Origin of the sequence: Microvirga sp. 2YAF29, from assembly GCF_052114605.1 — a bacterium.
Classification (GTDB): domain Bacteria; phylum Pseudomonadota; class Alphaproteobacteria; order Rhizobiales; family Beijerinckiaceae; genus Microvirga.
Genome location: NZ_JBFRFB010000015.1, coordinates 1 through 24,969, shown reverse-complemented (window position 1 = coordinate 24,969; position 24,969 = coordinate 1). Strand labels below are relative to the sequence as shown.

Genomic DNA, 24,969 nt, shown 5'->3' with positions numbered 1-24,969 from the left:
ATGCAGACATCCATGATCGGGCTTCCAGGCCCTCCTTCCTCATCCCAGTGGTCGAGGCGCCAGACGCTCCTGGCTCTTGCCCTGATCCTTGCTGCATGGGCGCTCGCCGCTACGATCTGGCCCCTGACGGGCTCCGTCGTGCCCTGGGATTCCAAGAACCAGTTCTATCCCACCCTGCGATATCTCGGCGCAGCTCTCGCACATGGCGAGCTACCGCTCTGGAACCCCTACCATTTCGGTGGGCACCCCTCGGCGGCCGATCCGCAATCCCTGCTGTTCACCCCGACCATGCTTTTCTTCGGCTGGCTGAACCCCGAAGCCTCCATGCAGGCCTTCGACTTGGCAGTCTTCGCGCATCTGCTCCCCGGCGCGCTGGCCTTCGTGCCGATCTTCCGCCGTCGCGGCTGGCATTCGACAGGTGCGGTGGTCGCGGCAATCGTCTTCATGCTCGGCGGCTCGGCCACGGCCCGCCTGCAGCACACGGGCATGATCTTCAGCTACGGCTTCTTCCCCCTCGCCTTCTGGCTGCTCGAAGAAGCCCTCGACCGCCGCTCCTACCTCTACGCCATCCTTTTTGCTGTCAGTGCCGCCATGATGGTAGTGGGACGCGATCAGGTGGCCTTCCTGTGCGCGCTCACGCTCATCGGCTTTGCAGGCTACCGCATCTGCCGCGACGAGCGCCCCTGGAGCTTCCTGCGGTCGCGCCTGGGCCTTCTGGTGTCCATGGCCCTGGTCGGCGCTGCGCTTCTGGCGGTGCCGGTCGTCCTGACCCTGCAATTCCTCGCGACTTCGACCCGTCCCTCCTTCGGCTTCGGCGTTGCAGCCATGGGCTCTCTGCCGCCGCAGAGTCTCGCCACGATCCTCTTCGGCAATATCTTCGGCTCGCTCCGCTGGACCTACGATTACTGGGGACCGGATTGGCATAGCCTCTCCGAGGGCACCTGGACTGACCGGGCCACGAACTACCTGTTCATCGGCACGATCCCGGCTCTGTTCATCATCTGGCACGGCATTGCAGGAGGTCGGCTCTTCGCGCGGGAGTTCCGGTTCTTCCTGGTGATCGGCCTGCTTGCGATCTTCTACGCGCTCGGCCGCTACACACCCGGCTTCGAGGTGATCTTCGATGCCATTCCCGGCGTGAACCTCTACCGTCGCCCGGCGGATGCCACCTTCCTCGTCAACATCATCCTGGCCTTTTCCGCCGGCTATCTCGTTCATCGCTACGCGGTCGAAGGCATACCGCGCTGGAACAGGAATACGCTCGGCCATTTCTGGGTCGCTCTGCCGATCCTGGCGGGCGGGCTCGTGGCGGCAGCCATTGCCAGCGCGTTCGCCTTCGCGTTCAAAGGCGGCTTCGTGACGCCTGCCCTGCTCGAAACCTCCGCCGGATTGACCGCGGCGCTCCTCGTTATGGTTCTGGTGGCGAAATTCGGCGGCCCATCCCGCCGCCGCGAAGCTGTCGTGCTCGCGCTCGTCGTTCTGACCGGCGGTGAACTTATCTCCCGCCACGCCGCTTCAGCCCTGAACGCAGAGCCCGCCGAACGCTACACAGTGTTCACCAAGCTCCCGCCCGAGCAGCTGCAGGGCCTCCAGATCCTCAAGCGCGAGCTCGCCGACAGGCAGGCTCATGGCGAATACCCGCGCGTCGAGATCCTGGGACTTCGCGGTTCCTGGCAGAACGCCTCCATGGTGCTCGAGATCGAGGACATCATCGGCTACAACCCGCTCCGGCTTGCCGATTACGAGCGCGCTATCGGACCCGGCGAGAACGCCGAGGATCCGAACCTGCGCAGTTTCCCCACCTCGTTCCGGGGTTATGAATGCGAGCTCGCGAGCCTGCTCGGCCTCGATTATCTCGTCCTGGACCGACCGGTCGAAAAGCTGCCGCGCCACTTCCCGCGTCTGACCGATGCGGAGATCGTCTACGGCACGGGCCGCATGTGGATCTACCGCCTCAACACGTCGAGCCCTCGCGCTTATCTCGCGCATCACGTCCAGCCTGTGGATTCCGAATCCGTGCTCGGCATGGAGGAGCTGCCCGAGTTCAAGCGCGATACGGAAGCCTTGATCGATATCGAGAGCATGCCGCTCCTGAAGGCCCATTACGCTCCCGTCCGCCCGGTCGCGGATGCAGCCGCCGGCAAGGTGCGGATCGTGAGTTACAAGCGCAACTCCGTCACGCTCGATGTGGAGAGCGATGCGCATGGCGTTCTCGTGCTGCACGATATCTATTACCCAGGCTGGGAAGTGAGCGTGGACGGCGAGCGCCGGCCCATGCTGCGCGCCAACCTGCTGTTCCGCGGCGTCGAGGTCCCGGCCGGCAAGCACCGTGTCGAATTCGCCTTCCGCCCCATGTCCATGGAGAACCTTGTCGCGGCGGCGAGCGACCTCGTGGAGCCGGACACCGCCCCGATTCAGACCGCGATTGCCACGCCGGTCAGGTAAGTTATTGATCCTTTGATGATGCCGTTTGTAAAACCTGTTCCTTCCCTCGTGATCCTGGCAGCAACGCTGGCGGCCCCCGCCGTGTCCGCGCAGAGCCTGAACCCTGCGCTCGGCCAGCCGCTCGGCCCTCCGCAGACGCTTGGTCCTGCTCCCCTTGGTCCTGCCCCGCTTGGTCCTGTCCCGCTTGGCCCCACGGCGCCGGGCATGCCCTCCCTGTCGCAGACGCCGCCGCCCACGACCACCTCGAGGCAGGTGATGGTGAATGCGGGCGCCGTCTTTGCCGGAAACAACGAGCCGATCCGTTCCGGCCTCATCTGGCGCGTATTCGAGGACAAGGGCGATACGACGCAGCCTGTCATCATCACGCGTTCCAACAGCCCCAGCCCTAGCTTCACGCTGGCTCCCGGCAACTACATCGTGCATGTCTCCTACGGCTTCGCCAGCGCTTCGAAGCGCATCACCGTGCAGAGCGGCAGCCTCAACGAGCGCCTCGTGGTGAGCGCGGGCGCGCTGAGGCTGAAGGGCGCTGTCGGCGAAAGCCCGATTGCGGCGAACCGCCTGACCTTCTCCGTCTATGTGCCGGAAGCGCAGAATTCCGAAGGGCGGCTCGTCATCGCCAATGCCAAGCCGAACGACATAATCCGCCTGCCAGAGGGCACCTATCACGTGGTCTCCACCTTCGGCGATGCCAACGCGATCATGCGAAGCGACCTGAAGGTCGAATCCGGCCGCGTGACCGAAGCGACACTGAACCATCGCGCAGCCACCGTCACGCTCAAGCTCGTCGCAGCGGAGGGCGGCGAGGCTTTCGCTGGCACAACCTTCAGCGTTCTCACCCCCGGCGGCGACGTGATCCGCGAAGCCATCGGCGCCTTTCCGTCGGTGACGCTGGCCGAGGGCGATTACGTGCTGATCGCCCGCCACGAGGGCAAGGTCTATACGAAAGACTTCAAGGTCGAGAGCGGTCTCGACCGGGACATCGAAGTGCTCGTCAGCTCCAATCCCTGAACCTTTCCCGCTTCCTTGTGTTGACCGATCACCAATTCGGTCGCGCCAAGCATGCTTCGAACCTTCAAGGCGTGACCTTGCGAGGGATGAAGCTCATGAAGATTTCAGACATCATGACCCGCAATGTGCGCGTGGTCGCTCCCGAACGGACGATCCAGGAAGCCGCGCGGCTCATGGACGAGATGAATGTGGGCGTCCTGCCCGTCTGCGACGGTCGCCGCCTGCGTGGCATGGTGACGGATCGCGACATCACCGTGCGCGCCACCGCTGCGGGCCTGCCGCCCGATACGACCCGCGTTCGCGATATCATGTCGGACAATGTGTGGTGGTGCTTCGACAACGACGATGTGGGCCACATCGTTCAGCTGATGAGCGATCACCAGATCAGACGTCTGCCGGTCATCGATCATGACAAGCATCTCGTTGGCATCGTCGCGCTCGGTGATCTCGCCACCGACAGCGAGGGCGATGCCTCGCGTGCTCTGAATAGGATTTCTTCTCCGTCCGAACCCGACCGCACGGGTACGCCGTCGAGCATGCGGGCCGACCAGACACGCCGTGGCGGCTCCCGCCTCACAGACGACGAGCGGCGCGAACTCGACCGGCGCATGCAGCGCGACAATGACTTCCGGCACCGTCCGCACGATTATCATGAACAGCGCAGCCGGGGCGGCTCGCTGCGGGATGAGCGGCGCGGCGGTACCGAATTCCGCTTCCACGACGAGGACGATGTGCGCGCCGCCTTCGGCAGCTTCGGCTATCCCGGCGAGGAGAACATGCGCAATGCCCGCATGCGCGGTGGCTTCGGCGGCGACGGTTATCAGAACTCGGGCGATGAATATGCAGGCCGCGGCTCCGCCGGTCGCGGCTACCAGCCGCCACGCTTCGGCGCCTCCACCATCACCGGCGAGCGCGCTCGTCCCGGCGACGACAGCAGCGAGAGCGACCGCCTCATGCAGGATCGCGAGCGCACCTGGAGCCTCGTGAATGAACGCCGTGACCACAGTAATTACGGTGTCGGCCCTGGGAATACCCGCCTCAGTAACGACGCCACCGCCAGCCGCGGTGAGGTTCGCCGGGACGATCATCGCGGACGAGGACCGCGCAACTACCAACGCTCGGATGATCGCATCCGTGAGGATGTGAACGAACGCCTCAGCGACAATGTGCGGGTGGATGCATCGGAGATCGAGGTGAGCGTGCAAAACCGCGAAGTCACGCTCACCGGCACCGTGCGCGACCGCAACGAGAAGCGCTGGGCAGAGGATATCGTGGAGGCCGTGACGGGCGTGAGCCATGTGCAGAACAATCTGCGTGTTGGCCAACGCCAAGGTGAGCGCATGACCGGCACGGGAGCGGGTGATGCGGTTGCGGCGAGCGGCAATCCGGGTAGCGGCACGGCTGGAACGGCAGCGGGCAGCGCATCCGGAGGACGCAAGAGCGGAAGTCAGCAGCAGAAGAGTTGAGCGCAGGAACTTTACCTGTCCCATAGCCCTCCGCCCGTCATCACCGGCCTTGTGCCGGTGATCCCGATCATGGTGAGCGCTCCGCTCTTCGCATCGGGATGGCCGGGACAAGCCCGGCCATGACGTGGAGATGTTCGAGCGAGACCGGCTCAGGCCATTGAACTTTCCAACGAAAAAGGCGGCGCTCCCTCTCAGAGGCGCCGCCTTCATTCATTCGCAGATCGGAAGCCCTACGCCACCGTACCAGCCACCACGTGGTGACCATCGAGCGTAGCGTGACCTTCCGGCTCCGACACAGCCTTCGCGACACTCCGACGGTCCGGCGTGATGGCTTCCGCCGCAAGCGCTTTCAAAGCCTCATCGAGCGACATGGACTTCTGGTCCGGGCTGCCGAGGCGGCGGATGGAGACGGTGCGCTCCGCAGCTTCCTTGCGGCCAACCACGAGAAGCACCGGCACCTTCACCAGCGAATGTTCGCGGACCTTGTAATTGATCTTCTCGTTGCGAAGATCGGCTTCCACGCGAAGACCGGCTGCTTCCGCTGCCTTCACCACTTCCATGGCGTAGTCATCGCCCTCGGAGGTGATGGTGGCAACCACGACCTGCGTCGGCGCGAGCCAGAGCGGGAAGTGACCGGCGAAATGCTCGATCAGGATGCCGGTAAAGCGCTCCATGGAGCCGCAGATCGCGCGGTGCACCATGACGGGCGTCTTCTTCTGGCCGTCCGCATCGACATAGAACGCGCCGAAGCGCTCCGGCAGATTGAAGTCCACCTGCGTGGTGCCGCATTGCCAGTCGCGGCCGATGGCATCGCGCAGCACGTATTCGAACTTCGGCCCGTAGAACGCACCCTCGCCCGGATTGATCGAGGTCTTGATGCGTCCGCCGGACTGGTCCTCGATTTGCTTCAGAACGCGGGTCATCACGTCTTCCGCATGATCCCACATCTCGTCGGTGCCGACGCGCTTCTCAGGCCTCGTCGAGAGCTTCACGACGATGTCGCCGAAGCCGAAATCGGCATAGGTCGAGAGGATCAGATCGTTGATCTTCAGGCACTCTTCCGCGAGCTGATCTTCCGTGCAGAAGATATGCGCGTCATCCTGCGTGAAGCCGCGCACGCGCATCAATCCGTGCAGCGCGCCCGAGGGCTCGTAGCGGTGCACATTGCCGAATTCGGCAAGGCGCAGCGGCAGGTCGCGGTAAGATTTCAAGCCGTGCTTGAAGATCTGCACGTGGCCCGGGCAGTTCATCGGCTTGATGGCAAAGACGCGCTCGTCCTCGGTCTGCGTCGCGAACATGTTCTCGCGATACCAGCCCCAGTGACCGGAGGTCTCCCACAGGGCCTTGTCGAGAATCTGCGGCGCGTTCACCTCCTGATAGGTGCCCTTCAGGCGGCGGCGCATATAGGAGATCAGCTCCTGGAACACCGTCCAGCCCTTCGGGTGCCAGAATACGACGCCCGGCCCCTCCTCCTGGAAGTGGAACAGGTCCATCTCGCGGCCCAGGCGGCGGTGATCGCGCTTCTCGGCTTCTTCGAGCTGGCGGATGTAGTTGTCGAGGTCTTCCTGAGACGCCCAAGCGGTCGCGTAGATGCGGGTGAGCATCGCGTTGTTCGAGTCACCGCGCCAATAGGCGCCCGCCACCTTCATGAGCTTGAAGGCGTTGCCGATCTTGCCCGTCGAGGACATGTGCGGACCGCGGCAGAGATCGAACCAGTCGCCTTGGAAGTAGATCTTGAGATCCTGGCCCGCCGGGATCGCATCGATGAGCTCGATCTTGTAGGTCTCGCCCTTGTCCTTGAAGACCTGCTTGGCCTTGTCGCGGCTCCAGACTTCCTTTGTGAAAGGCTTATCGCGCGCGATGATCTCGCGCATCTTCGCCTCGATGGCGGGAAAGTCTTCAGGGGTGAAGGGCTCGTTGCGCGCGAAGTCGTAATAGAAGCCGTTCTCGATCACGGGACCGATGGTCACCTGCGTTCCCGGGAAAAGCTCCTGCACCGCCTCGGCCAGCACGTGCGCGGCATCGTGCCGGATCAGCTCCAGCGCGCGCGGGTCTTCGCGGTTCAAGAATTCGATCTTGGCATCCGTCGTGATCGGATCGGCAAGATCCGTCACGGTGCCGTCGAGCGCCATGGCGACCGTGCGCTTGGCAAGCGACTTGGCAATGCCTTCCACGATCTCGCGACCGGAGATGCCGGGCTCAAACTGGCGCTGAGCGCCATCGGGAAATGTCAGGGTGATCATCGTCAAAATATCTCCTGGCTCACTCCTGCCAACGGAGCAGGTAAGCGGGGGCCGACGGTTTGTTGGAAAAGGCGAAATCAGCCGCCGTCAGGTTCGACAGACTCGCAAGTGATCGCAGGGGGATTTTTCGGCGCGTTCACGCCCCGCCAGCGACCGTAGGCCCACGGCTTATACCAGGCCGAGCCTTCGGGCAATGTTTCAGGAACATTGTCGATGCCGGAGGTGCCGAAGGGTCCGCAGCGGCAGATGCGGGCAAAACCCATCCAGCCGCCCGGCCAGAAGCCGTATTTCTGGATCGCCTCGTCGGTATATTCGGAACAGGACGGCAGGTGTCTACACTGGCGGCCGACCAGTCCTGACAAGCTGAGCTGGTAGCCCCGGATCGCCCAATGCGCCGCCTGCTGGACGGGACTCGGCATCAGGCCTCGCTCCCCCGCCGGGCCGCGATCTGATCGAGGGCATCGACCACCGCGTCGAAGGTGAGCAGGATCGAAGCATGCCGGGCCTTGTACTCGCGCAGGGGCTCAAGGATGCCAAGTTCCTCCCATTTGCCGGTGGGCGGCTCACCGTTCTGCTTGAGAACACGAATTGCCAGATCCCGAATCTGCCGCAGTTCTTCGGCGCTGGAGCCGATAACATGCTGGCCCATGATGGCCGAAGTCGCTTGGCCGAGCGCGCATGCTTTCACATCGTGCGCGAAATCTATTACGATGTTTCCATCCACTCTGAGGTCAACCGTGACCGTTGAGCCACAGAGCTTGGAATGGGCCGTTGCAGAGGCGTCAGGCGCTTCCAATCGTCCTAAGCAGGGAATATTCGCCGCAAGCTCCAGGACACGACGGCTATAGATATCATTCAGCATTTCAGGTTATGACTTTACCCATGGGAAGGAACCAAACTTTCTCATTATATAAATATCATAACCGAACTTCGCGATGGGGCTGTGTGTTGGCTTATACGGAAGGCGGGAGTGACAACACCGGAAGCGCCCTGCTTCCCTTAGAGTTGCAGTACAAAAGAGAGGCTCCACATGGAAGATGTGGTTAAGTCCTTGTCCCCGCGCCTGGTATCAGTCGCCGACAAGTCTGCCGACCGCCCGACCCGGGAGGAGGCAGAAGCAGCCGTTCGCACCCTGCTCCGCTGGGCTGGCGATGATCCGCAGCGCGAAGGCCTGCTGGACACCCCCAAGCGCGTCGTCAAGGCGTTCAAGGAGTTCTATTCGGGCTATCAGGACGACCCGAAGGACGTGCTGAACAAGGTTTTCGCCGAGGTCGAAGGCTACGACGACATCGTGCTCGTGCGCGACATCCCCTTCTATTCCCATTGCGAGCACCACATGGTGCCCTTCTATGGCATGGCGCACATCGCCTATTACCCGACCAAGGGCGTCGTGGGGCTGTCCAAGCTCGCACGCCTCGTCGAGGTCTATGCCCGCCGTCTCCAGACCCAGGAGACCATGACGGCCCAGATCGCCCAGGCGATGGTCGAGGCGCTCGAGCCGCGCGGCGTGGCCGTGATGATCGAGGCCGAGCATATGTGCATGTCCATGCGCGGCGTGCAGAAGGCCGGGGCCATGACGCTGACCACCCAGTTCACCGGTGTCTTCAAGGACGCCCCGACCGAGCAGGTGCGTTTCCTGACATTGGTGCGGCACGGTAAGGCTTGAGGCTGGCCACGGCTTTAGCTTATTGAGGGGGCCGACCCTCCAGACCCTCTTCATGGGGTCTGGCCGATGAAACTCTCTCATCTCCGTCATGGCCGGGCTTGTCCCGGCCATCCCGATTGGAAGAGTGCGGCGCTCAACGTGATCGGGATCACCAGCACAAGGCCGGTGATGACGGGGGAGTTGGTTGTGCTTTCTCGGCCAGCGTCTCAGGATAAGGTGCTGTAGAAATTTAGCTCTATCGTCCAGAGACATCCCATGTGCGCGTCCTGCCCCAGCCCCTTTCCTGCCCCCGGCTCCAAGGCCGAGCTTGAGGAAGGCACCGTCCTCAGCCCGCGTTTCGGGGCCGACGGGCTCGTGACCTGCGTGACAACCGATTCTGAGACCGGCGAATTGCTGATGGTGGCCCACATGAATGCCGAGGCGCTAGCCATGACCATCGAGACCGGCGAAGCCTGGTACTGGTCCCGCTCACGCGGGGAGCTCTGGCACAAGGGCGCCACGAGCGGCCAGATCCAGACGGTGCTGGAGATGCGGGTGGATTGCGACCAGGATGCCTTGTGGCTCAAGGTGAAGGTCGCCGGCGATGGCGGCTGCTGCCACACCGGCCGCCGCTCCTGCTTCTACCGCAAGGTCGAAACGGCGGACGGAAAAGCCACACTCGTTCAGGGCTGAATGGCTCTCATCCATCGACGAATAGGTGAAATTCATCGGAAGGCCCTATAAAGCCCTCCAATGACACGACGCGATCTTTTCCCGGCACGGGCCGCCACCAGCGCCCTCTTCTTCGTCAATGGCTTTGGCATCGGCACCTGGGCGGCGCAGCTTCCTCGCTTCAAGGCCGAGTTGGGCCTCAGTGACGGGCAACTCAGCCTCGGCCTGCTTGCTTTCGCGCTGGGCGCAGTGGCGCTGATGCCGGTGATGGGCTGGGCCATCACCCATATCGGCAGCAAGGCGACGACGCTTGCCGCAGCCTTCGCCTTCACCGCCTCGCTGTTCCTGATCGGCCTCTCACCCACGCTCAGCTTCTTCGTCGCGGCAGCGCTTCTGGCGGGCGCGTGCAACGGCACCATGGACATCGCCATGAACACCAACGCCACCGTGGTCGAGAAAACCTGGGATTCGGCGATCATGTCGTCGTTCCATGCCTTCTTCAGCCTCGGCGGCTTCGCGGGCGCAGCCATGTCGGGGCTGCTGATCTGGCTCGATTTCGGGATCGCAGCGACCCTCTCCGTCTCCTGCCTCGGCATGGCGTTGGTCACCCTGGCGGCCGCCTTCGGCATGATCGGGGAGAAGGTACGCGCCTCCGAGAGCCACGGCTTCGCTCTTCCGCGCGGCCCCGTGGTCATCGTCGCCGTGCTCGCCATGTTCTGCTTCATCGTGGAAGGCGCCATGGTGGATTGGACGGCGATCTACCTCCAGACGGTCGGCGGCGCGACCGAGGAGCGGGCCGTCCTGGGTTTTGCCGCCTTCTCCGTCGCCATGACCATCTGCCGCTTCCTGGGCGATGCCATCGTGAACCGGATCGGACGCGGCCGCATCGTGCAGCTGGGCGGCGCGCTGGCCGCCCTCGGCCTCCTTCTGGTCATCGTCCTACCGAATCCTCTTCCAGCGACCGTCGGCTTCTTCCTGGTCGGCCTCGGCCTCGCCAATGTCGTGCCGGTCCTCTTCAGCGCGGCGGCGCAGATGAAGGGCATAGCGCCGAGCGTCGGCGTCGCAATGGTGGCGACACTCGGTTACGGCGGCTATCTCGGCGGCCCGCCGCTCATCGGCTTCGGCGGTGATCTCTTCGGGCTTCGCGCCATGTTCGCCGTGCTGATCGGGCTTTCCTTCGTCATCATCATTTTGTCGCAGCGGGCCCTGCGCGCACCTACTGTTCAGTTTTCGTCAACGTGACCTAAATGAAACTGTAAGACACGTTTCATCCGATCTTCATGTCGTGTGTCCAGGATCGAGGTGAACGGCTTGGAGTGACGCGATGTTGTGGGATGGCATTGCCCGGCGAAGCGCCGGGGCTGGGGGCGGCGGCGGAGGCGTGGTGGAGATCAAGCAGCCGCAGGAGCGTGATCCCCGCGCCAAGATCAAGATCGGCCTGGCCCTCGGCGGAGGCGCCGCAAGAGGCTGGTCCCATATCGGTGTGCTGCGTGTTCTGGCGGAGGCGGGCATCGCGCCCGATGTGATCGCCGGCTGTTCCATCGGCGCCGTTGTGGGTGGATGCTACGCCGCCGGCAAGCTCGACGAACTTGAAGCCTTCGCCCTCTCGCTCACCAAGCGCCGTGTGATGGGCTTTCTCGATTTCCATTTCAGCGGCGCGGGCCTGATCGCGGGCGGACGGCTGCAACGTCTTCTCGACCAGGATCTCACGGACCGGCGCGTGGAAACGCTGCCCGTCAAGTTCTGCACCATCGCCACCGAGCTCATGAGCGGCCACGAAATCTGGCTGACGCGCGGCCCGCTCGTGCAAGCCATGCGCGCGTCCTATGCGCTGCCCGGCGTGTTCGATCCGGTCATGATCGGTGGGCGCTGGCTCATGGACGGCGCTCTCGTGAACCCGATCCCGATCACCGCCGCCCGCGCGCTCGGCGCGGATCTCGTCATCTGCGTCAACCTCAACGGCGAGGTGCGCGTGCGCGGCACGGTGATCCAATCCTATGATACCGAGACGAGCGACGAGCAGGAGATCGAGGAAGCGATGGAAGGTTCGCCGCGCCGGTGGGGCATCTTCCCCGCCGCCCGCGCCGACAAGCCGCGCCGTCCCAACGCGCCCGGCCTGGCGACCGTGATGGTGGATGCCTTCAACATCACGCAGGACCGCATCGCGCGCTCGCGCCTCGCGGGCGATCCGCCCGACATCATGGTCGCGCCGAAGCTCGCGAAGATGGGCCTGTTCGAATTCCACCGCGCGCAGGAATGCATCGCGCTCGGACGGCAGGCCACGGAACGCGCCCTGCCGGATATTCGGGAGTTGTTGCAGGAAGCTCAGGCGACTTGAGGGTTAGCCCATCAAGCCGTCGCGATATATTCCTTGATGGCCTGCGTTTCCGCCTCGATCTCTTCGAGGCGCAGTTTCACCACGTCGCCGATGGAGATGATGCCCACGAGGCTTCCGCCCTCCACCACAGGGATGTGCCGGAATTTATGCTGCGTCATCAGCTCCATCACCTGGTTGATGGCGGTTTCGCCCGTGCAGGTGAAGACCTGCTGCGTCATGAACCCGGAGATCGGCTGCTCCAGTGCGCCCGCGCCTTGAGACGCGATGGCCCGCACGATGTCGCGCTCGGACACGATGCCGGAAACGGGTTTGCTTCCATCAACGACCAGCAATGCGCCGATCCTGCGCTCCGACAGAAGCTTTGCCGCTTCGCCCAAGGTACGGCTCGGTTCAATCGAGACGATGTTGCGTCCTTTCAGAGAAAGGATTCGATTGACGATCATACTGTCCCTCCAATGGCGTGGAGGCGAAGAACCGTCAGCCTCCGCACCCGCAAGTGACGTCAAGGCTCCGCCGCGTGGCAGTGCGCTTTCTCGTCAGTTGGGACAATGATCCCGGCAAACCATGGCGCTTTCAAGCCGAGATGCGGCGAGAACGCGCAGGGATCGGATCGAGCCACGGAAAAAGGATGAGCCCGGCAAGAAAGCCGCCCACATGCGCCTCCCAGGCGATGTTGCCCTCGGTGGGCCCCACCGGCCCGGCAACGGCGAACAGGTAATTCGTTGCGAACCATACCGCGACGAAGACCAGGAAGGATTTGTTGGTGAGAATCTCGGCCAGCGGCTGGCGTGGCCGCTCATGGGGTTGGGCGAGCCGCCCCTCCCAATGCCATGCCGCCGGGGCGAAGACGAACCAGGAAGCCGCCCCCATGAGGCCGGAGACGGCGCCCGAGGCACCGATCATCGGAAAGATCTGCACAGGGTTCACGAAGGCATAGAACAGGGCGCCCGCCACCGCCGCCACGGTGGCCAAGATCAGGAACCGCGCCACCCCGACCCGCCGAGCGATGGGGGTGCCGAAGGCCGCGAGCCAGATGCTATTCAGGAACAGGTGGAGCCAGGAGCCGTGGAGAAAGGCATAGGTGATGACCGTCAGGGGGTGCCCCGCCCCATCCGCTAGAACGAACTGGGCCAGAGCCTCCAATGATTCGCTTGATTCCCCCGGCGCGCTCTCCTGCAGGTGACGCACCACCTCCTGGATCTCGACCCCTCCGTAAGCGACCGCCCAGCGGGCCGGAATCACCGCCCACTCGAAGACCGTCTCGAGATCCGTCTCCTGGGAGAGCAGCATGCGAAGCAGGTGAATTGCCACGAGGACGAGGATGCTGAGGGTGACGACGGGCGGCAGGTTGAAGACCGGCTCGCGCAGGCGGGGTTGCGAAGATGGCATGGACAACTTTTTCTTTGGCTGTCAGCATAGGGACGAGTGGGCTGGCAGCGTGCAAAACAAATCAAAGCCTAGCTCATGATGTGGCCCGCATTTCAAGCAAAACCAGATGGTTAGCGCCACGAAAGCCTCCCCTAGAGGAAGGCATTCCTTCCTAAGCTTAGCTTTATAAAATTTTTGTTAACCATGAAGGAACCGATGGTGGGCGCGACGCGTTAACTCACCTTTTACTTTCCGCTTGAGCCGTAAATGTAACCATGTCAGTTTGGTTAAAAGAACGTTAAACCGGCTGGTGGGGCATGCGGCACATTTATTTCAAGAGCGGCGCTTCTTTCGGAAAGAATGAGAAGTTTTCAAGTTCGCGCAATTTCATTACGGCAGCTTTTGCGACCCTTCTGATGGTCTTCACAGCCTCCGCCGTTCAGGCGCAGACCCTGGCTTCGCTCCCGTCTTCCAGCAACCCGATCGCAAGCATGGGCACCGCCAAGCCGCTCCAGGGCTGGACGAAGTTCTGTGAAACTCACCCTGCCGAATGCGCCGTCGATGTGTCCGAAGCTGAAGTCATCGAGCTGACGCCCCAGATCTGGAAGACCATCGTCTCCGTGAACCAGAATGTGAATACCACGATCCAGGCTGTGACGGACCAGGATCATTTCGGCGTCGTCGATGTGTGGGGTTTCCCGGATGACGGTCGTGGCGATTGCGAGGACTTCCAGCTTCTCAAGCGCCGCATCCTCGCCGAGAAAGGCCTTCCCCGCCGCGCCATGCGCATGACCGTCGTGATCGACGAGCTCGGCGAAGGCCATGCGGTTCTCGTGGTCCGCACGAATCGTGGCGATTACATCCTGGACAACAAGACCTCGTCGGTCCTGCCCTGGAGCCGCACCGGCTACGTCTACATCAAGCGCGAGAGCCAGGATGTGGTGGGCTGGGTATCGCTGGGCGGCATCACCACCTCGCCGACCACGACCGCTAACCGCTAAAAACAAAACCGGCGTCTAGCACCGGTTTAAATCTTCGGAATTCCAGATCATGAGGCGGGTCAGTCGATCCGCTTCATTCCTTTTGCGAACCGCTTCCAGTTCGCTACATACCCTTGAGCCGACAGCCGAAGCCGCTCGATGGCGGCCTCGTCGAGCACCCGGATCGCCCTGGCCGGTGCGCCGACGATCAGGGAATTGTCCGGGAATTCCTTGCCTTCCGTGACGAGGGCATTGGCCCCGACGAGGCAGTTCCTGCCGATCCGCACATGGTTGAGCACGGTGGCGCCCATGCCGATCAGCGAGTTGTCGCCGATGGTACAGCCATGCAGGATCGCCTTGTGGCCGATGGTGCAGCCCTCGCCGATGGTCAGCGGCGCCCCCATATCCGTATGGAGCACGGAGGCTTCCTGAATATTGCTGGAAGCGCCGATATCGATCAGCTCGTTGTCGCCGCGCAGCACCGCCCCGAACCAGATACCCACATCGGCTCCAAGGCGCACCTTCCCGATTACGTGGGCGTCGGGAGCGATCCAGTACCGCCCCTCCTCGGGAAGGATCGGCGAGACATCGTCGAGGCTGTAGATCGGCATCGGCTTTCCCAGTCAGGAGGCAGCAGAGCCCTCGTCGGGCCCCGCCGCTCAAAGTGCCGCTTAATCTTCGAGATCGGTGTCGAGGATAGCCATGGTGAAGTTGAAGGAACGGTCGCCGTCCTCGTCGTCAACGAAGAGCACGCCCAGGAATTCCTCACCAACATACACTTCCGCCGAGTCGGTCTTCTTGGGACGACCGACCACGCGGATCGAGTGGTTCGCAAAGGTCTGGCGCAGGTAACGCTCGACTTTCGCCATCTCCGATTTTTCCACTACAGGTCCTTTCTTGAGTACACGGATGCAGCACTTGCCACGCCCGGCAAACGCGGGCAAGCGGGGTTAGGTCCAAAGCTCGGCCGTTCTCCCCGTCAGATCCCTTCCATCTCGGAGAGACGGTGGTCCATGGAACGGGCGGGCTCCGCGCAGCCTGCCGTGCCGATGACCTTGGCCGGAACGCCGGCCACCGTGGCATTGTGGGGAACGGGCTTGAGCACGACCGACCCTGCCGCGATTCTCGCGCAATGGCCGATCTCGATATTGCCGAGGATCTTGGCCCCTGCCCCGATCAGCACGCCGTGCCGGATCTTGGGATGCCGGTCGCCGCGCTCCTTGCCGGTGCCGCCCAGGGTGACGCCCTGAAGAATGGAAACGTCGTCCTCGACGACCGCGGTCGCGCCCACCACGAGGCCCGTTGCGTGATCGAGGAAGATGCCGCGCCCGATCTGGGCCGCCGGATGAATGTCGGTCTGGAACGTGTCGGAGGAGCGGCTCTGAAGGTAGAGGGCGAAATCCTGCCGCCCCTGGTTCCATAGCCAATGGGCCAGACGGTGGGTCTGGATGGCGTGGAAGCCCTTGAAATACAAAAGCGGTTCGACGGCGCGCGATACGGCGGGGTCACGGTCGAGCACCGCGTTGATATCCGCCCGGAACGCCTCGCCGATGGTCCTGTCCTGCCGGACAGCTTCGTGAAAGGCCTGCTCGATGATGTCGGCGGGCATGGCCCTGTGGTTGAGGCGGGACGTCACCCGGTGAATGACCGCAGCCTCCAGGCTCGGCTGGTTCAGGATGGCGGTCAGCACGAAGCCGCCGAGCGCGGGCTCGCTCTTGACGATGGCCTCGGCCTCGCTCCGCAGGCGATCCCAGATGGGATCGACCTTACCGGCCAGGAAATCCGGCGATCCGGACTTCAAACGGCTTTGTGTCATGATAATCTCCCTGCCGGCACAGCTTTAGTTTACCCATACATAATAAGCCCTTGCTCCTTCCCACAGATCCAATCAACCCCATGCCCGCATCTTTTTCAGCTCGACATTCCAAGCTTTCCGTCTCGATTGACGGCGCAGTCGCGACGCTTGCCATCGATAATCCGGCCAAGCACAACGCCCTCGATTTGAGCATGTGGCAGGCCCTGCCGGACATCGTCGCGGAGCTTGATCGCGACCCCGCCATCCATGTCATCGTCCTGCGGGGAGCGGGCGCCGATTCCTTTGCGTCGGGGGCCGATATCAGCGAGTTCGCGACCGTTCGCGCCGATGCCGAGGGCGGGCGGCGCTACGAGGCGATCAACGAGGCCGCCTTCTGGGCGCTGGCCCATTGCTCGAAACCGGTCATCGCCATGATCCGGGGCTTCTGCCTCGGCGGCGGGTTCGGGCTCGCCCTCTCCTGCGACCTGCGCATCGCATCAGACAACGCCATCTTCGGCATTCCGGCCGCGCGCCTCGGCGTCGGCTATCCGGCGGGAGCCATGAAACTGGTGACAGCGGCGGTGGGTGCGCCCGCGGCCAAGGACCTGTTCTATACCGCCCGCCGCATCGGAGCGGACGAAGCGCTGCGCCTCGGCGTCCTGCAGCGCGTCGTGCCGGACAGTCAGCTGGAAGACATCGCTTTTGCACTCGCCCAGGATATCGCGGCGAACGCGCCGCTGACGATCCGTGCCGCCAAAGCCGCCATCGACGCATCGATGGGCATCGCTCATCCCGATGTCGACCCGGCTGCGCTCGCGGATCTGTGCTTCGACAGCGCGGATGCAGTCGAGGGGCGAAAGGCATTTCTGGAAAAGCGCAGGCCGGTCTTTGCCGGGCGGTAGGATCAGCGCTTGTAGACGAAGTAGCGCCCCTTCCGTACGCCGGTCGTGGACGAGATATCCGTGCAGTCGGGCAACGCGAAAGCCCTGTCGCCCAGCGTGAACCCGCCCGGCATCAGAAGCTTTGCCAGCAATGGCGAGAGATGCAGGGCGAGCTCCCGGTTGGCATCCTCATTGCCGGTGCCGATATCGATATGCACCAGTGCCGCGGAGCCTTCCCCGAACCGCTCGAGGAAAGCCGGCAGGGTTTCGAAGACATCGCCGATGAAGAGATATTTTTCAGGTGGGATGCAAGCGGGATGCGCCGCGACTTTTCGCTCGAACACATAGATCTCGCGACCCGGCAAACGTGCGCGCATATGATCGTAGGTGCGCCCGTTACCGAGCCCGATTTCGAGCACAAGGCCACTCGGCGCGATGACCCGCGCGGCCCAATCCAGCACGTCGCGCTGAGCCGTCAAACGCCGGATCGCACTGTCGAGGCGTGTCATGCGCCGCTCCTGTCCCATTTAGACCTTGGGAGGCTGGCGCATCAATTCAACGGCTCACGGTCGGCTCTTTAGGAACTCCAGCACACCCTGCTTGTGGACCTTGTCCCCCACGGCGAGGTTGTGATCGCGGCCGGGGATGTCGAGGCCGGTGGCATTCGGGAACAGTTTCACGAGTTCGGGACCCGAGCCGGAAACATCGTCCTTGGTGCCGACAGCCACCAGGGTCGGCAGCGTGATCGAGGCCACCTCCTCCCGCGTCAGCGCCTGGCGCGAACCGCGAATGCAGGCGGCGAGCGCCTTCAGGTCGCTGGCGTTCTGATCTGCGAAGGCGCGGAACATGCGCTGCATCGGATCGGTGAGATCGGAAAGCGAGGGCACCTCCATGGCGTCCGCGATGCCGAGCGGCAGGCCGACGCCATTGATGAGATGGATGCCGAGGCCGCCCAAGATCACCGAGCGCATGCGTTCAGGCGCGGCGAGCGCCATATGCGCCGTGATACGCGCACCCATGGAGTAACCCATGATATCCGCGCGCTCGATCCCGAGATGGTCAAGCAGCCGCGTGCCATCCTCCGCCATGCGGTAGGAATGATAGGCCTCCGGATCATAAAGCTTCTCGCTCTGCCCGTGCCCGCGATTGTCGAACGCGATCACGCGATATCCTTCGCGCGTCAGCGTCTTCACCCACAGCGTGTTCACCCAGTTCACCGCATGGCTCGATGCGAAGCCATGAATGAGCAGGATCGGCTCGCCCTCGCCCTCATGGGCCGGAACGTCGATATAGGCGATGCTGACGCCGCTGGAATTGAAATAGCGCATGGGACCAAAGGGAGGTTGCGGGATGCGCCGCAACCTAAGGGTCTGCTCTCCCTTATGCAATCATCTCAGTTTCGGACCCGGAGGCGGGCGCATATTCCCCTCCCCCTTGCGAGGAGGGCCAGGGTGGGGGTCGCAAAGTCAGAGCACTTCGTGCCCTCCAGACACCACAACAGCCCGACGATGTCATGGCCGGCCTTGTGCCGGCCATCCCGATGCGACGAGCGCAGCGCTCACCATGATCGGGATCAACGGCACAAGGCCGGTGATGACGTGAGGGTAATCTGGTTCGATCTCTCGCCCAGCCAGACCACCCCCACCCTGGCCCTCCCCGCAAGGGGAGGGAACACACGCGCACCGTTATGTTCACTCTTTGTTCTTGACAATCCTCCTAACCTTGGTTACACCCTTCCCCAGCCTGATCCACCGAGGGGCGCGCTCGCGAGGCGTCGTGATTGTGGGATCGGGCACGGTCCTGCTGTGGGTGTCGCAAGCCCGCTGACAGGAGGCCCTCCGCTGCAAGACGCGGTGTACGCCTAAAAAAGCCGTGCGCGGGGAGCCGTCAGGTTCTCAACACAAACACACACACGAGCCGGACGCCTCCTCGCGCCCTCCCTCGACTGAGAAAACCTCGGGCGAACCACGCCGCGAGGCCGTTCCCCATGTTCTTTGATAATCACGAACTCTTGCTGGCATGGCCGGACTTGATCCGATCATCCCCGCTTTGGGCGGCTTGAAGGCCTGTATACCTGGAACGCGTCCGCGCATGACGGGTGCGGTCTCCTCGGTGAAGCCCCCTGCCCTGCAACCGAATTTTTGCTCTAGGCGCATGGCGCCTCAGTCATTATGGTGCGCGCAAATTTCATCGGTTTTTGAGCAACGACCATGGCTGACAAAGGCACACCCCATTTTCATAACGACCCGGGCGTTCCCGTCATTCATGTGGGCTCGAAGGAGTTCATGTGCATCGGGGCAACGCCGCCGTTCGACCACCCGCACATCTTCATCGACATGGGTTACGACAGCGAGACGGTCTGCTCGTATTGCTCGACCCTGTTCAAGTATGACCCCTCCCTGAAGGCCGACGAGGCCCGCCCGGCGGAATGCGTCTGGGAGCCGGACTTCGCGACCTCCGCTTCTTCACGGTAAGGTGTCGGGCCTCTCGATCGCCATCGTCGGCGCCGGGATCGGCGGCTTGACGGCTGCCCTGGCCTTGGCCCGCAAGGGTCACACGATCGCCCTCGTGGAACGGCGCACCGGCTTCAGCGAAGTCGGCGCCGGGCTTCAGCTCTCCCCCAATGCCAGCCGCTTCCTGATCAAGCTCGGTCTCGGCCCCGCCCTGAGACGCGTAGCGACGACGCCCGACCGGGTGGTCGTGCGCAAGATCAGCACGGGCCGGGAGATCGGCCAGATCGCGCTCGGCCCCTATATGCAGCAGCATTACGAGGCCCCCTACTGGGTGGTCCATCGCGCCGATCTCCAGACGGCTCTGCTGGATGCCGTGCGCTCGGACCCCGCGATCCGCCTCGTCATGGGCCGCAAGGTCGAGAACATCGTTCCGAAATCGGATCACGTCGAGCTGATCTCGTATTCTTCCGGTGGGGCGACCGAGACGCTTCATGCGGATCTGGTTATCGGCGCGGACGGCATCTGGTCCCGGGTGCGCAAAGCCGCAGGCGATATGCACCTCCCGGAATTCCACGGCTATATCGCATGGCGGGCCACCTTCGACCGCCGCGACGCACCCAAGGAGTCGGCCGGGAACGAGACCGGCCTCTGGCTCGGGCCGCAGGGCCACGTGGTGCATTATCCGATCTTCAGCGGTCAGCTCGTCAATGTGGTCGCCATCCAGCGCGCCAGGCAGCCGGTCGAGGGATGGGCCGCTCCCGGACGCTCCGAGGACCTGCTGGCCCATTACCGTTCCGCAGCCCCAACCTTACGCGATCTCCTGAGCAAGCCTGAAGGATGGCTGCAATGGTCCCTGTTCTATCATCCGATCCGAAAGATGGCACAGGGACGCGTGGCACTGATGGGCGACGCCGCCCATCCGGTCCTGCCTTTTCTCGCCCAGGGAGCGGCGCTCGCCATCGAGGATGCGGCGACCCTCGGAACGCTTTTGGACAGAGACGTCACGGACGTGACTTCCGCCCTCACCGCTTATGAAAGCGCCCGCCTCGACCGCGCCCGCCGCATCCAGGCCGAGGCCCGGCGCAATGGGCGCATCTATCATGCAGGCAGCCTGATCTCGTTCGGCCGGGACCGGATCATGCGGCATCTCGGCCCCCAGGACATGGCCAAGCGCTACGACTGGATCTACGGCTTCCGTTTGCCGGAGTGACGGATTCCCAACAGGCGCGGGCACGCCCGCACTTGCGCTTCCGGCGCGAGCCCGATAACGCTCATGCCTGACGCGGACGTGGCGAAACTGGTAGACGCAAGGGACTTAAAATCCCTCGGGCTATGCCCGTGCGGGTTCGACCCCCGCCGTCCGCACCAAACCTTCAGCGACTCTTCAGGGCCTTCACGGCCAGGATCGATGTGAAGATCGGCCATCCGAATGCGGCGATGACGATGTGATCCAGGCCGACATCCTCCTCACTGCCGATGGTTGTGGATATTGCCAGGAGCAGGATCACTCCGCAGACATAAAGCATCAACAGTTCACGCATTACCGGCCCCCGCCATTGTATTAATGTCGAGCTTTGGACTAGAGCGCGCGGGAAACCAATGCGACCGGCGGTCGCCTCATCTTTCGGGGAGGATATGCCTATTCAAGCGCCTGCCCCGTCCAAAAGTCTTGCAGACTATCCCTAAGAGGCAAAAAAACGCATCTTTTCCAGAAACTTAGCCGCAACCGAATGCATTTTGTTCCGTTCACAGGCTCAAGCAGAGCACTGCGAGGAGATTAAGCATGCCAAAGCGGTTCCAAGATCCAGATGGACCGCCTTTTCCTATGAATAGGCATCTGGGCTGGAGCATCGGCTCCAATGGCCTGACTGCAAACGGTCAAACCGAGATCCTCAGACAGCTTGGGAGACAACTGCAATCAGACTATCAAGGCCTTCTGAAAGAGCCCGCGCCTGACCGGATCAAGAACCTCCTCAAACGCCTTGAGGAACGTGGTGATTATCCTGATGAGGAAGATATTTAGGGAAGCACGAAAGGGCGCCGAAACGTCCTCTTCCGTGCTTCCCAGGCATAGTCATGCGCGACGGCGGCGATGCCCCTCGCCCTTATGGGCAGTCCGAGACTGATGGGACGGTTGCTCCTGTGAGCGTGGGATCAGATTGTACAGAATGAATCCTGCGAGCATGCCAGCGCCGAGCAGCAAAGCCGGATGAGACCGGACGGTGTGGGCTGCTCCCGACACGATACGGCGTGCGTCGTTCATGTCAACGCTGTAGAGCGATGCGTCATGCATCACCTTTTCCGCTCGCCGCACGTTCTCTCGACGGGTATGAATCTCGACATCGAAACCTTCATCGTCATCATGATGATGCAGCTCGATGCTGTTGCGAGCGAAGCCGCTGGAAACGAGGCGTCGAATGGCCTGATCCGCCGCTTTGCGAGATGTGAACGTACCTGTGGCGACAGTCGTGCTTGGCATCAGTACAGCTCCTCCTGAATTGCTAAGGCCAATTCCTGATGAGCACCAAGGTTCCCAAGCACATCTCAATGGGCGGACAGATGTTGAGCGAGACTAGCCTCTCAATGGCTTCTGGCGGATTGCGATGCCCTCTCCGCTTCCATCAGAACTTCCAGCGCGCGCCAAGGTTTCGGCATGAAGCGCACATCCCGGGGCACGTCGGCGAACCCCTCTTCCAACGAGAGACCCGAGGTCAAGACGGTGCGGACCCACGGCCACTTAATGCACACGGTTCGCGCAAGATCGACGCCATTCATGAGGCATGGCAGGCGAACATCCGCGAAGAGAAAAGCAACGTCATCCGCATGATCGCGCATATAATTCAGAGCCTCTTCCGCGCTGGCGGCCTCGACCACCTTGAGACCCGTCTCCTCGAGCAAAGCTGCGGCGAGCCCCCTGATCTCGAAATCATCCTCGACGATCAGTGCAATGCGACTGGGTTCGATCTTCTGGCCCATGCGGTATCTCCTCTTGCCGCCTGACATGTTCCGGCTCGATACCCCACACTTGCAGGCTCTGCCGATCGAGTGCGCCGCATAAGCCGAGATCATGGAACCTCGCATGCAACATGGCAGGCGACGATCCGTGAACTCAGACCTTTGCTGCGGCTTGTCGACTGCTGCCGGCATACGTATCCCCGCCGCGAGCAATCATGCAAAAAAGGCCTCGGGCACAAATGCTCGTCGAGCATCCGTTCCGAAGTCAACTCATCAAAGAACGGTGAGCAGACGGGTCTGTTTCAGCTTGAGCATTGAGTTTTTACGGCGCGGGTCGATTTTTCTTGTCTGGAGGAACCGGCCCGCAAGCTGTAGCTTTAAGCTATACAGCCGCACCAGATGAGATCGGATTGTGCTCAAGGAGAGTCAGCTGCATCAGGAATTCATCGATCTGGAGCAGCATATGCGGCTTCTGGATACGCGGCTTGCAGATGCGCTCCATAGGATCCGCCACAGCTCCTCCACCGAATTGATCGAGCAGGCCCGCGAGGATGAAAAGCTCCTACTGAACGAACTCGATCGCCTGATGACCCGCATGCGAGCCATCGAGGGGCAACTTCTCCAGTTCCAGAAAGCGGCGACCCGTCACTGAAGCAGCGGGCCTCTCGCGACGCGGTGAATTCCCGGGATTACTCCATGTGCGCCCGCACACCTCCGAAAGAACGTATTTGAGCCATGGTAGGGGAATGCAGAATTCGCTGTGGAGTGGAGCAATGGCAATCCGTCTCTCACATTACATGCGACAGGATGAAACCAGTGACCGGAAGAGAGCACAGCGCTCTCGCATACCCTTCATTCCGGCACTGCTCTGCGCCGTAGCGCTGCTGAACGTTACCTCGGTCGTATTTGCCCTTATGGACTGAAAGACGTCCGATGGGCTTCGGCATTCGAGAGAAAATGCTGCAGGGCAGTTGGGCTCTACGAGCACTGCCCTGCACGCACATGGAAGTTCTTAGCGCAGTCCCAGGAAGGACAGGATTGCGAGCACGACCACGATTGCTCCAATAAGCCAAATGATGTTGTTCATGAGGGTGTTCTCCTGACGAAAGAATTGACGCTATGGAAACCGCCAAGGTCGGCGTTCGTTCCCTGGTCTAACGATGTCCTTCGTCTCAACGCCCCCTCACCGTCCCTGATATCTCAGGGCTGCCCGCAAACGGTTTCTTCCCAAGATGTGGGCTGACCGAAAGCGTCGAGCTGCGTTCGCCGGACCGCCTTACAATTCTCAGCCCCGATTCCCTGCCTTGTATCGCTATAGACGCGGCTGCCATAGGTGCGCTCGCTCTGATAACCGGGGCCTGTACGGTATTCGCTATAGGACAAGTTGGCGGATGCCGAGCAGGCGCCCAACCCTGCAGCCAGGATCGCCAAGATTCCTCCGGTGATCATTCCATTGCGGCTATGCATTCGCTTCTCCAGATATGCGCGTGCAAGAATTGCCTCAACCTAAGCGCAGGATTTAGGGCCGATTGCGGGCGAAGCGAAAAGATGAAGCTTTGCTCAGCCGATTTTCCGGAAACACGGCGCCATCGCGCAAAAAGAAAACCCCGGTGTTGCCACCGGGGTTTCCCTTTCAGATCGGTGAGAGCCGATTAGAAGTCGCGCTGAACGCGGATGCGGCCTTCCCAGGAGTCGTCGCCACGGGTCAGAGCACCGCGCGGATCCTGGTTGGCATACAGGACTTCGACGCCGAGGTCGAGGCCGGACACCGGCTGCCAGATCACGTTCGTGCCGACGCGCCACTCGTTGAAGTCGAAGTCGACCGGAACGTCTGCACCGTAATCGACGCGAGCATACGAACCGAAGACGCTCTGACGAACTTCAGGGGTCCAGTAGTGACGCAGACCACCGGCCACCGACCAGCCGCGGCCGGTCTTGATGTCCCCGTCAGCGCCAATAAAGGCATCGACGATGTCGGTCGTTGTGCGGCCAACCGTATTGGTGGCGTCGAAGCCGAGGTAGCCCATGGCACCGTCAGCGTAGGTCGCGGCGATCCAGAGAGCATCGCCGGGGGCGAGCATCGGCAGGTTGACGCCAACCTGGCCAGTCAGAGCGAAGCCGTAATCGGTGTCCGGGATGGCGTCGATGCCGGGGGTGACGCCGACGAGAGCGGCGCTACGCAGCTGGTGCACGGCGCCAGCAAGAAGGGCGGAGCCCCAAGTACCGGTGTATTGCACGTTGGCAACCACGTCGGGCATGCGCTGACCGGCTTCCGTGAAGGCAACGAAGTCGCCGAACTCATTACCAGCATAGCGGCCTTCTTCGGCGGCGATCGAGGCCGTGAAGCCGTTGCCGAACGAGAAGGTGTAGCCGAACAGGTTCACGTTCGGGGCGTCCGAGAAGCGGAGCGTGCCGAAGTGCTCGGTGGGGAGGTCGCCGTTATCGAAGAACGAGATCGAGCGACCGGCGGTCAGACCACCGAACTGCACGAAGGCCTGATCGACGTTGGCCGAGGTCGACGAGAAGCCGTACGAACCGGTGTCGCGGGTCATCTCAAAGCGGACGAACGTGCGCAGCAGGCCGTAAGCCGTGGCGGTACGAGCGTCGAGCTGGATGCGGCCACGAGCGCGGAAGCCAATCGAGTCGTCGAGACGCGACTGCGGCTCGAGATACAGCATCTCGGCGCGGACGCGGCCGCCGACGCGGAGGCAGGTTTCCGT

Annotated in this window: 27 protein-coding genes and 1 tRNA gene; 14 read left to right on the top strand and 14 right to left on the bottom strand. The window is 62.6% G+C overall.

Translation table 11 applies throughout. The features are described 5' to 3' along the window. The first annotated feature begins 12 nt into the window (after positions 1 to 12). The 3 genes from AB4Y85_RS16860 to AB4Y85_RS16850 all read left to right on the top strand — a co-directional run bounded on the left by AB4Y85_RS16860 (position 13) and on the right by AB4Y85_RS16850 (position 4,919). The gene (locus AB4Y85_RS16860; protein WP_441986079.1) at positions 13 to 2,445 is read left to right on the top strand and encodes a YfhO family protein; all 2,433 of its coding nucleotides are present in this window, start codon (positions 13 to 15) and stop codon (positions 2,443 to 2,445) included. Positions 2,446 to 2,460: 15 nt separating this feature from the next. Further along, the gene (locus tag AB4Y85_RS16855) at positions 2,461 to 3,453 is read left to right on the top strand and encodes a hypothetical protein (RefSeq protein ID WP_441986078.1); all 993 of its coding nucleotides are present in this window, start codon (positions 2,461 to 2,463) and stop codon (positions 3,451 to 3,453) included. A 95-nt stretch (positions 3,454 to 3,548) separates the two neighbouring features. Further along, positions 3,549 to 4,919, top strand: a complete 1,371-nt coding sequence (locus tag AB4Y85_RS16850; protein ID WP_441986077.1) for a CBS domain-containing protein — start codon at positions 3,549 to 3,551, stop codon at positions 4,917 to 4,919. A 230-nt stretch (positions 4,920 to 5,149) separates the two neighbouring features. Here the strand turns inward: AB4Y85_RS16850 and thrS are convergent, their stop codons facing one another. The 3 genes from thrS to AB4Y85_RS16835 form a co-directional block, all read right to left on the bottom strand. After that, positions 5,150 to 7,162 carry a threonine--tRNA ligase gene (gene thrS / locus AB4Y85_RS16845; RefSeq protein WP_441986076.1) on the bottom strand — a complete coding sequence of 671 codons (2,013 nt, stop codon included), beginning with the start codon at positions 7,160 to 7,162 and terminating at the stop codon, positions 5,150 to 5,152. A gap of 77 nt (positions 7,163 to 7,239) precedes the next feature. Next, positions 7,240 to 7,581 (bottom strand): membrane protein insertion efficiency factor YidD, encoded by a 342-nt coding sequence (gene yidD / locus AB4Y85_RS16840; protein ID WP_441986075.1) that lies wholly within the window; start codon positions 7,579 to 7,581, stop codon positions 7,240 to 7,242. Beyond that, positions 7,581 to 8,024 (bottom strand): iron-sulfur cluster assembly scaffold protein, encoded by a 444-nt coding sequence (locus tag AB4Y85_RS16835; protein WP_441986074.1) that lies wholly within the window; start codon positions 8,022 to 8,024, stop codon positions 7,581 to 7,583. The genes yidD and AB4Y85_RS16835 overlap by 1 nt, the downstream gene beginning before the upstream one ends. A gap of 168 nt (positions 8,025 to 8,192) precedes the next feature. Here AB4Y85_RS16835 and folE point away from each other — a divergent pair, with 168 nt between their 5' ends. From folE to AB4Y85_RS16815, 4 genes are all read left to right on the top strand, one after another. Further along, positions 8,193 to 8,828 (top strand): GTP cyclohydrolase I FolE, encoded by a 636-nt coding sequence (gene folE / locus AB4Y85_RS16830; RefSeq protein ID WP_441986073.1) that lies wholly within the window; start codon positions 8,193 to 8,195, stop codon positions 8,826 to 8,828. Between the two features lie 255 nt (positions 8,829 to 9,083). After that, positions 9,084 to 9,500, top strand: coding sequence for a phosphoribosyl-AMP cyclohydrolase (gene hisI / locus AB4Y85_RS16825; RefSeq protein WP_441986072.1), 417 nt, complete (start codon positions 9,084 to 9,086; stop codon positions 9,498 to 9,500). A gap of 60 nt (positions 9,501 to 9,560) precedes the next feature. Then, the gene (locus AB4Y85_RS16820; protein ID WP_441986071.1) at positions 9,561 to 10,721 is read left to right on the top strand and encodes an MFS transporter; all 1,161 of its coding nucleotides are present in this window, start codon (positions 9,561 to 9,563) and stop codon (positions 10,719 to 10,721) included. A gap of 82 nt (positions 10,722 to 10,803) precedes the next feature. Beyond that, the gene (locus AB4Y85_RS16815) at positions 10,804 to 11,817 is read left to right on the top strand and encodes a patatin-like phospholipase family protein (RefSeq protein ID WP_441986070.1); all 1,014 of its coding nucleotides are present in this window, start codon (positions 10,804 to 10,806) and stop codon (positions 11,815 to 11,817) included. 11 nt (positions 11,818 to 11,828) lie between these two features. Here AB4Y85_RS16815 and AB4Y85_RS16810 read toward each other — a convergent pair whose 3' ends face one another. After that, positions 11,829 to 12,260 carry a CBS domain-containing protein gene (locus AB4Y85_RS16810; RefSeq protein ID WP_441986069.1) on the bottom strand — a complete coding sequence of 144 codons (432 nt, stop codon included), beginning with the start codon at positions 12,258 to 12,260 and terminating at the stop codon, positions 11,829 to 11,831. A 130-nt stretch (positions 12,261 to 12,390) separates the two neighbouring features. Continuing rightward, positions 12,391 to 13,206 carry a rhomboid family intramembrane serine protease gene (locus AB4Y85_RS16805; RefSeq protein WP_441986068.1) on the bottom strand — a complete coding sequence of 272 codons (816 nt, stop codon included), beginning with the start codon at positions 13,204 to 13,206 and terminating at the stop codon, positions 12,391 to 12,393. A 395-nt stretch (positions 13,207 to 13,601) separates the two neighbouring features. On the opposite strand from AB4Y85_RS16805, the gene AB4Y85_RS16800 reads away from it, so the two are divergent. Continuing rightward, entirely contained in the window at positions 13,602 to 14,186 is a 585-nt protein-coding gene (locus AB4Y85_RS16800; RefSeq protein WP_441986067.1) for a transglutaminase-like cysteine peptidase, read from the top strand. 59 nt (positions 14,187 to 14,245) lie between these two features. On the opposite strand, the gene AB4Y85_RS16795 is transcribed toward AB4Y85_RS16800, so the two are convergent. The 3 genes from AB4Y85_RS16795 to cysE all read right to left on the bottom strand — a co-directional run bounded on the left by AB4Y85_RS16795 (position 14,246) and on the right by cysE (position 15,981). Beyond that, a complete protein-coding gene (locus AB4Y85_RS16795; protein WP_441986066.1) occupies positions 14,246 to 14,776 on the bottom strand; it encodes a gamma carbonic anhydrase family protein in 531 nt (176 codons plus the stop codon). A gap of 60 nt (positions 14,777 to 14,836) precedes the next feature. After that, complete coding sequence (locus AB4Y85_RS16790; RefSeq protein WP_441986065.1) at positions 14,837 to 15,034, bottom strand: DUF3126 family protein; 198 nt, start codon at positions 15,032 to 15,034, stop codon at positions 14,837 to 14,839. 110 nt (positions 15,035 to 15,144) lie between these two features. Continuing rightward, positions 15,145 to 15,981 (bottom strand): serine O-acetyltransferase, encoded by an 837-nt coding sequence (cysE, locus tag AB4Y85_RS16785; protein ID WP_441986064.1) that lies wholly within the window; start codon positions 15,979 to 15,981, stop codon positions 15,145 to 15,147. Between the two features lie 80 nt (positions 15,982 to 16,061). Between cysE and AB4Y85_RS16780 the strand changes: the two genes are divergently transcribed. After that, positions 16,062 to 16,862 (top strand): enoyl-CoA hydratase, encoded by an 801-nt coding sequence (locus AB4Y85_RS16780; RefSeq protein ID WP_441986063.1) that lies wholly within the window; start codon positions 16,062 to 16,064, stop codon positions 16,860 to 16,862. Positions 16,863 to 16,864: 2 nt separating this feature from the next. Here AB4Y85_RS16780 and AB4Y85_RS16775 read toward each other — a convergent pair whose 3' ends face one another. Next, positions 16,865 to 17,350 (bottom strand): class I SAM-dependent methyltransferase, encoded by a 486-nt coding sequence (locus AB4Y85_RS16775; RefSeq protein ID WP_441986062.1) that lies wholly within the window; start codon positions 17,348 to 17,350, stop codon positions 16,865 to 16,867. 54 nt (positions 17,351 to 17,404) lie between these two features. Next, complete coding sequence (locus AB4Y85_RS16770) at positions 17,405 to 18,169, bottom strand: alpha/beta fold hydrolase (RefSeq protein ID WP_441986061.1); 765 nt, start codon at positions 18,167 to 18,169, stop codon at positions 17,405 to 17,407. An 882-nt stretch (positions 18,170 to 19,051) separates the two neighbouring features. Here AB4Y85_RS16770 and AB4Y85_RS16765 point away from each other — a divergent pair. From AB4Y85_RS16765 to AB4Y85_RS16755, 3 genes are all read left to right on the top strand, one after another. Continuing rightward, entirely contained in the window at positions 19,052 to 19,315 is a 264-nt protein-coding gene (locus tag AB4Y85_RS16765; RefSeq protein ID WP_441986060.1) for a zinc-finger domain-containing protein, read from the top strand. A 1-nt stretch (position 19,316) separates the two neighbouring features. Then, positions 19,317 to 20,504, top strand: a complete 1,188-nt coding sequence (locus tag AB4Y85_RS16760; protein WP_441986059.1) for an FAD-dependent monooxygenase — start codon at positions 19,317 to 19,319, stop codon at positions 20,502 to 20,504. A 72-nt stretch (positions 20,505 to 20,576) separates the two neighbouring features. Further along, positions 20,577 to 20,662, top strand: a tRNA-Leu gene (locus tag AB4Y85_RS16755). A gap of 5 nt (positions 20,663 to 20,667) precedes the next feature. Here AB4Y85_RS16755 and AB4Y85_RS16750 read toward each other — a convergent pair. Further along, positions 20,668 to 20,835, bottom strand: coding sequence for a hypothetical protein (locus AB4Y85_RS16750; protein WP_441986058.1), 168 nt, complete (start codon positions 20,833 to 20,835; stop codon positions 20,668 to 20,670). A 242-nt stretch (positions 20,836 to 21,077) separates the two neighbouring features. Here AB4Y85_RS16750 and AB4Y85_RS16745 point away from each other — a divergent pair, with 242 nt between their 5' ends. Continuing rightward, positions 21,078 to 21,317: a NepR family anti-sigma factor gene (locus AB4Y85_RS16745; RefSeq protein ID WP_441986057.1), complete on the top strand. Its 240-nt coding sequence runs from the start codon at positions 21,078 to 21,080 to the stop codon at positions 21,315 to 21,317. 51 nt (positions 21,318 to 21,368) lie between these two features. Here the strand turns inward: AB4Y85_RS16745 and AB4Y85_RS16740 are convergent, their stop codons facing one another. Continuing rightward, positions 21,369 to 21,773, bottom strand: a complete 405-nt coding sequence (locus AB4Y85_RS16740) for a hypothetical protein (RefSeq protein WP_441986056.1) — start codon at positions 21,771 to 21,773, stop codon at positions 21,369 to 21,371. A gap of 101 nt (positions 21,774 to 21,874) precedes the next feature. Then, complete coding sequence (locus tag AB4Y85_RS16735; RefSeq protein ID WP_441986055.1) at positions 21,875 to 22,270, bottom strand: response regulator; 396 nt, start codon at positions 22,268 to 22,270, stop codon at positions 21,875 to 21,877. A gap of 391 nt (positions 22,271 to 22,661) precedes the next feature. On the opposite strand from AB4Y85_RS16735, the gene AB4Y85_RS16730 reads away from it, so the two are divergent. Further along, positions 22,662 to 22,901 carry a hypothetical protein gene (locus AB4Y85_RS16730; protein ID WP_441986054.1) on the top strand — a complete coding sequence of 80 codons (240 nt, stop codon included), beginning with the start codon at positions 22,662 to 22,664 and terminating at the stop codon, positions 22,899 to 22,901. A 1,000-nt stretch (positions 22,902 to 23,901) separates the two neighbouring features. Here the strand turns inward: AB4Y85_RS16730 and AB4Y85_RS16725 are convergent. Next, positions 23,902 to 24,969 (bottom strand): porin (locus AB4Y85_RS16725; protein WP_441986053.1); only part of this gene is annotated, 1,068 nt, incomplete at its 5' end.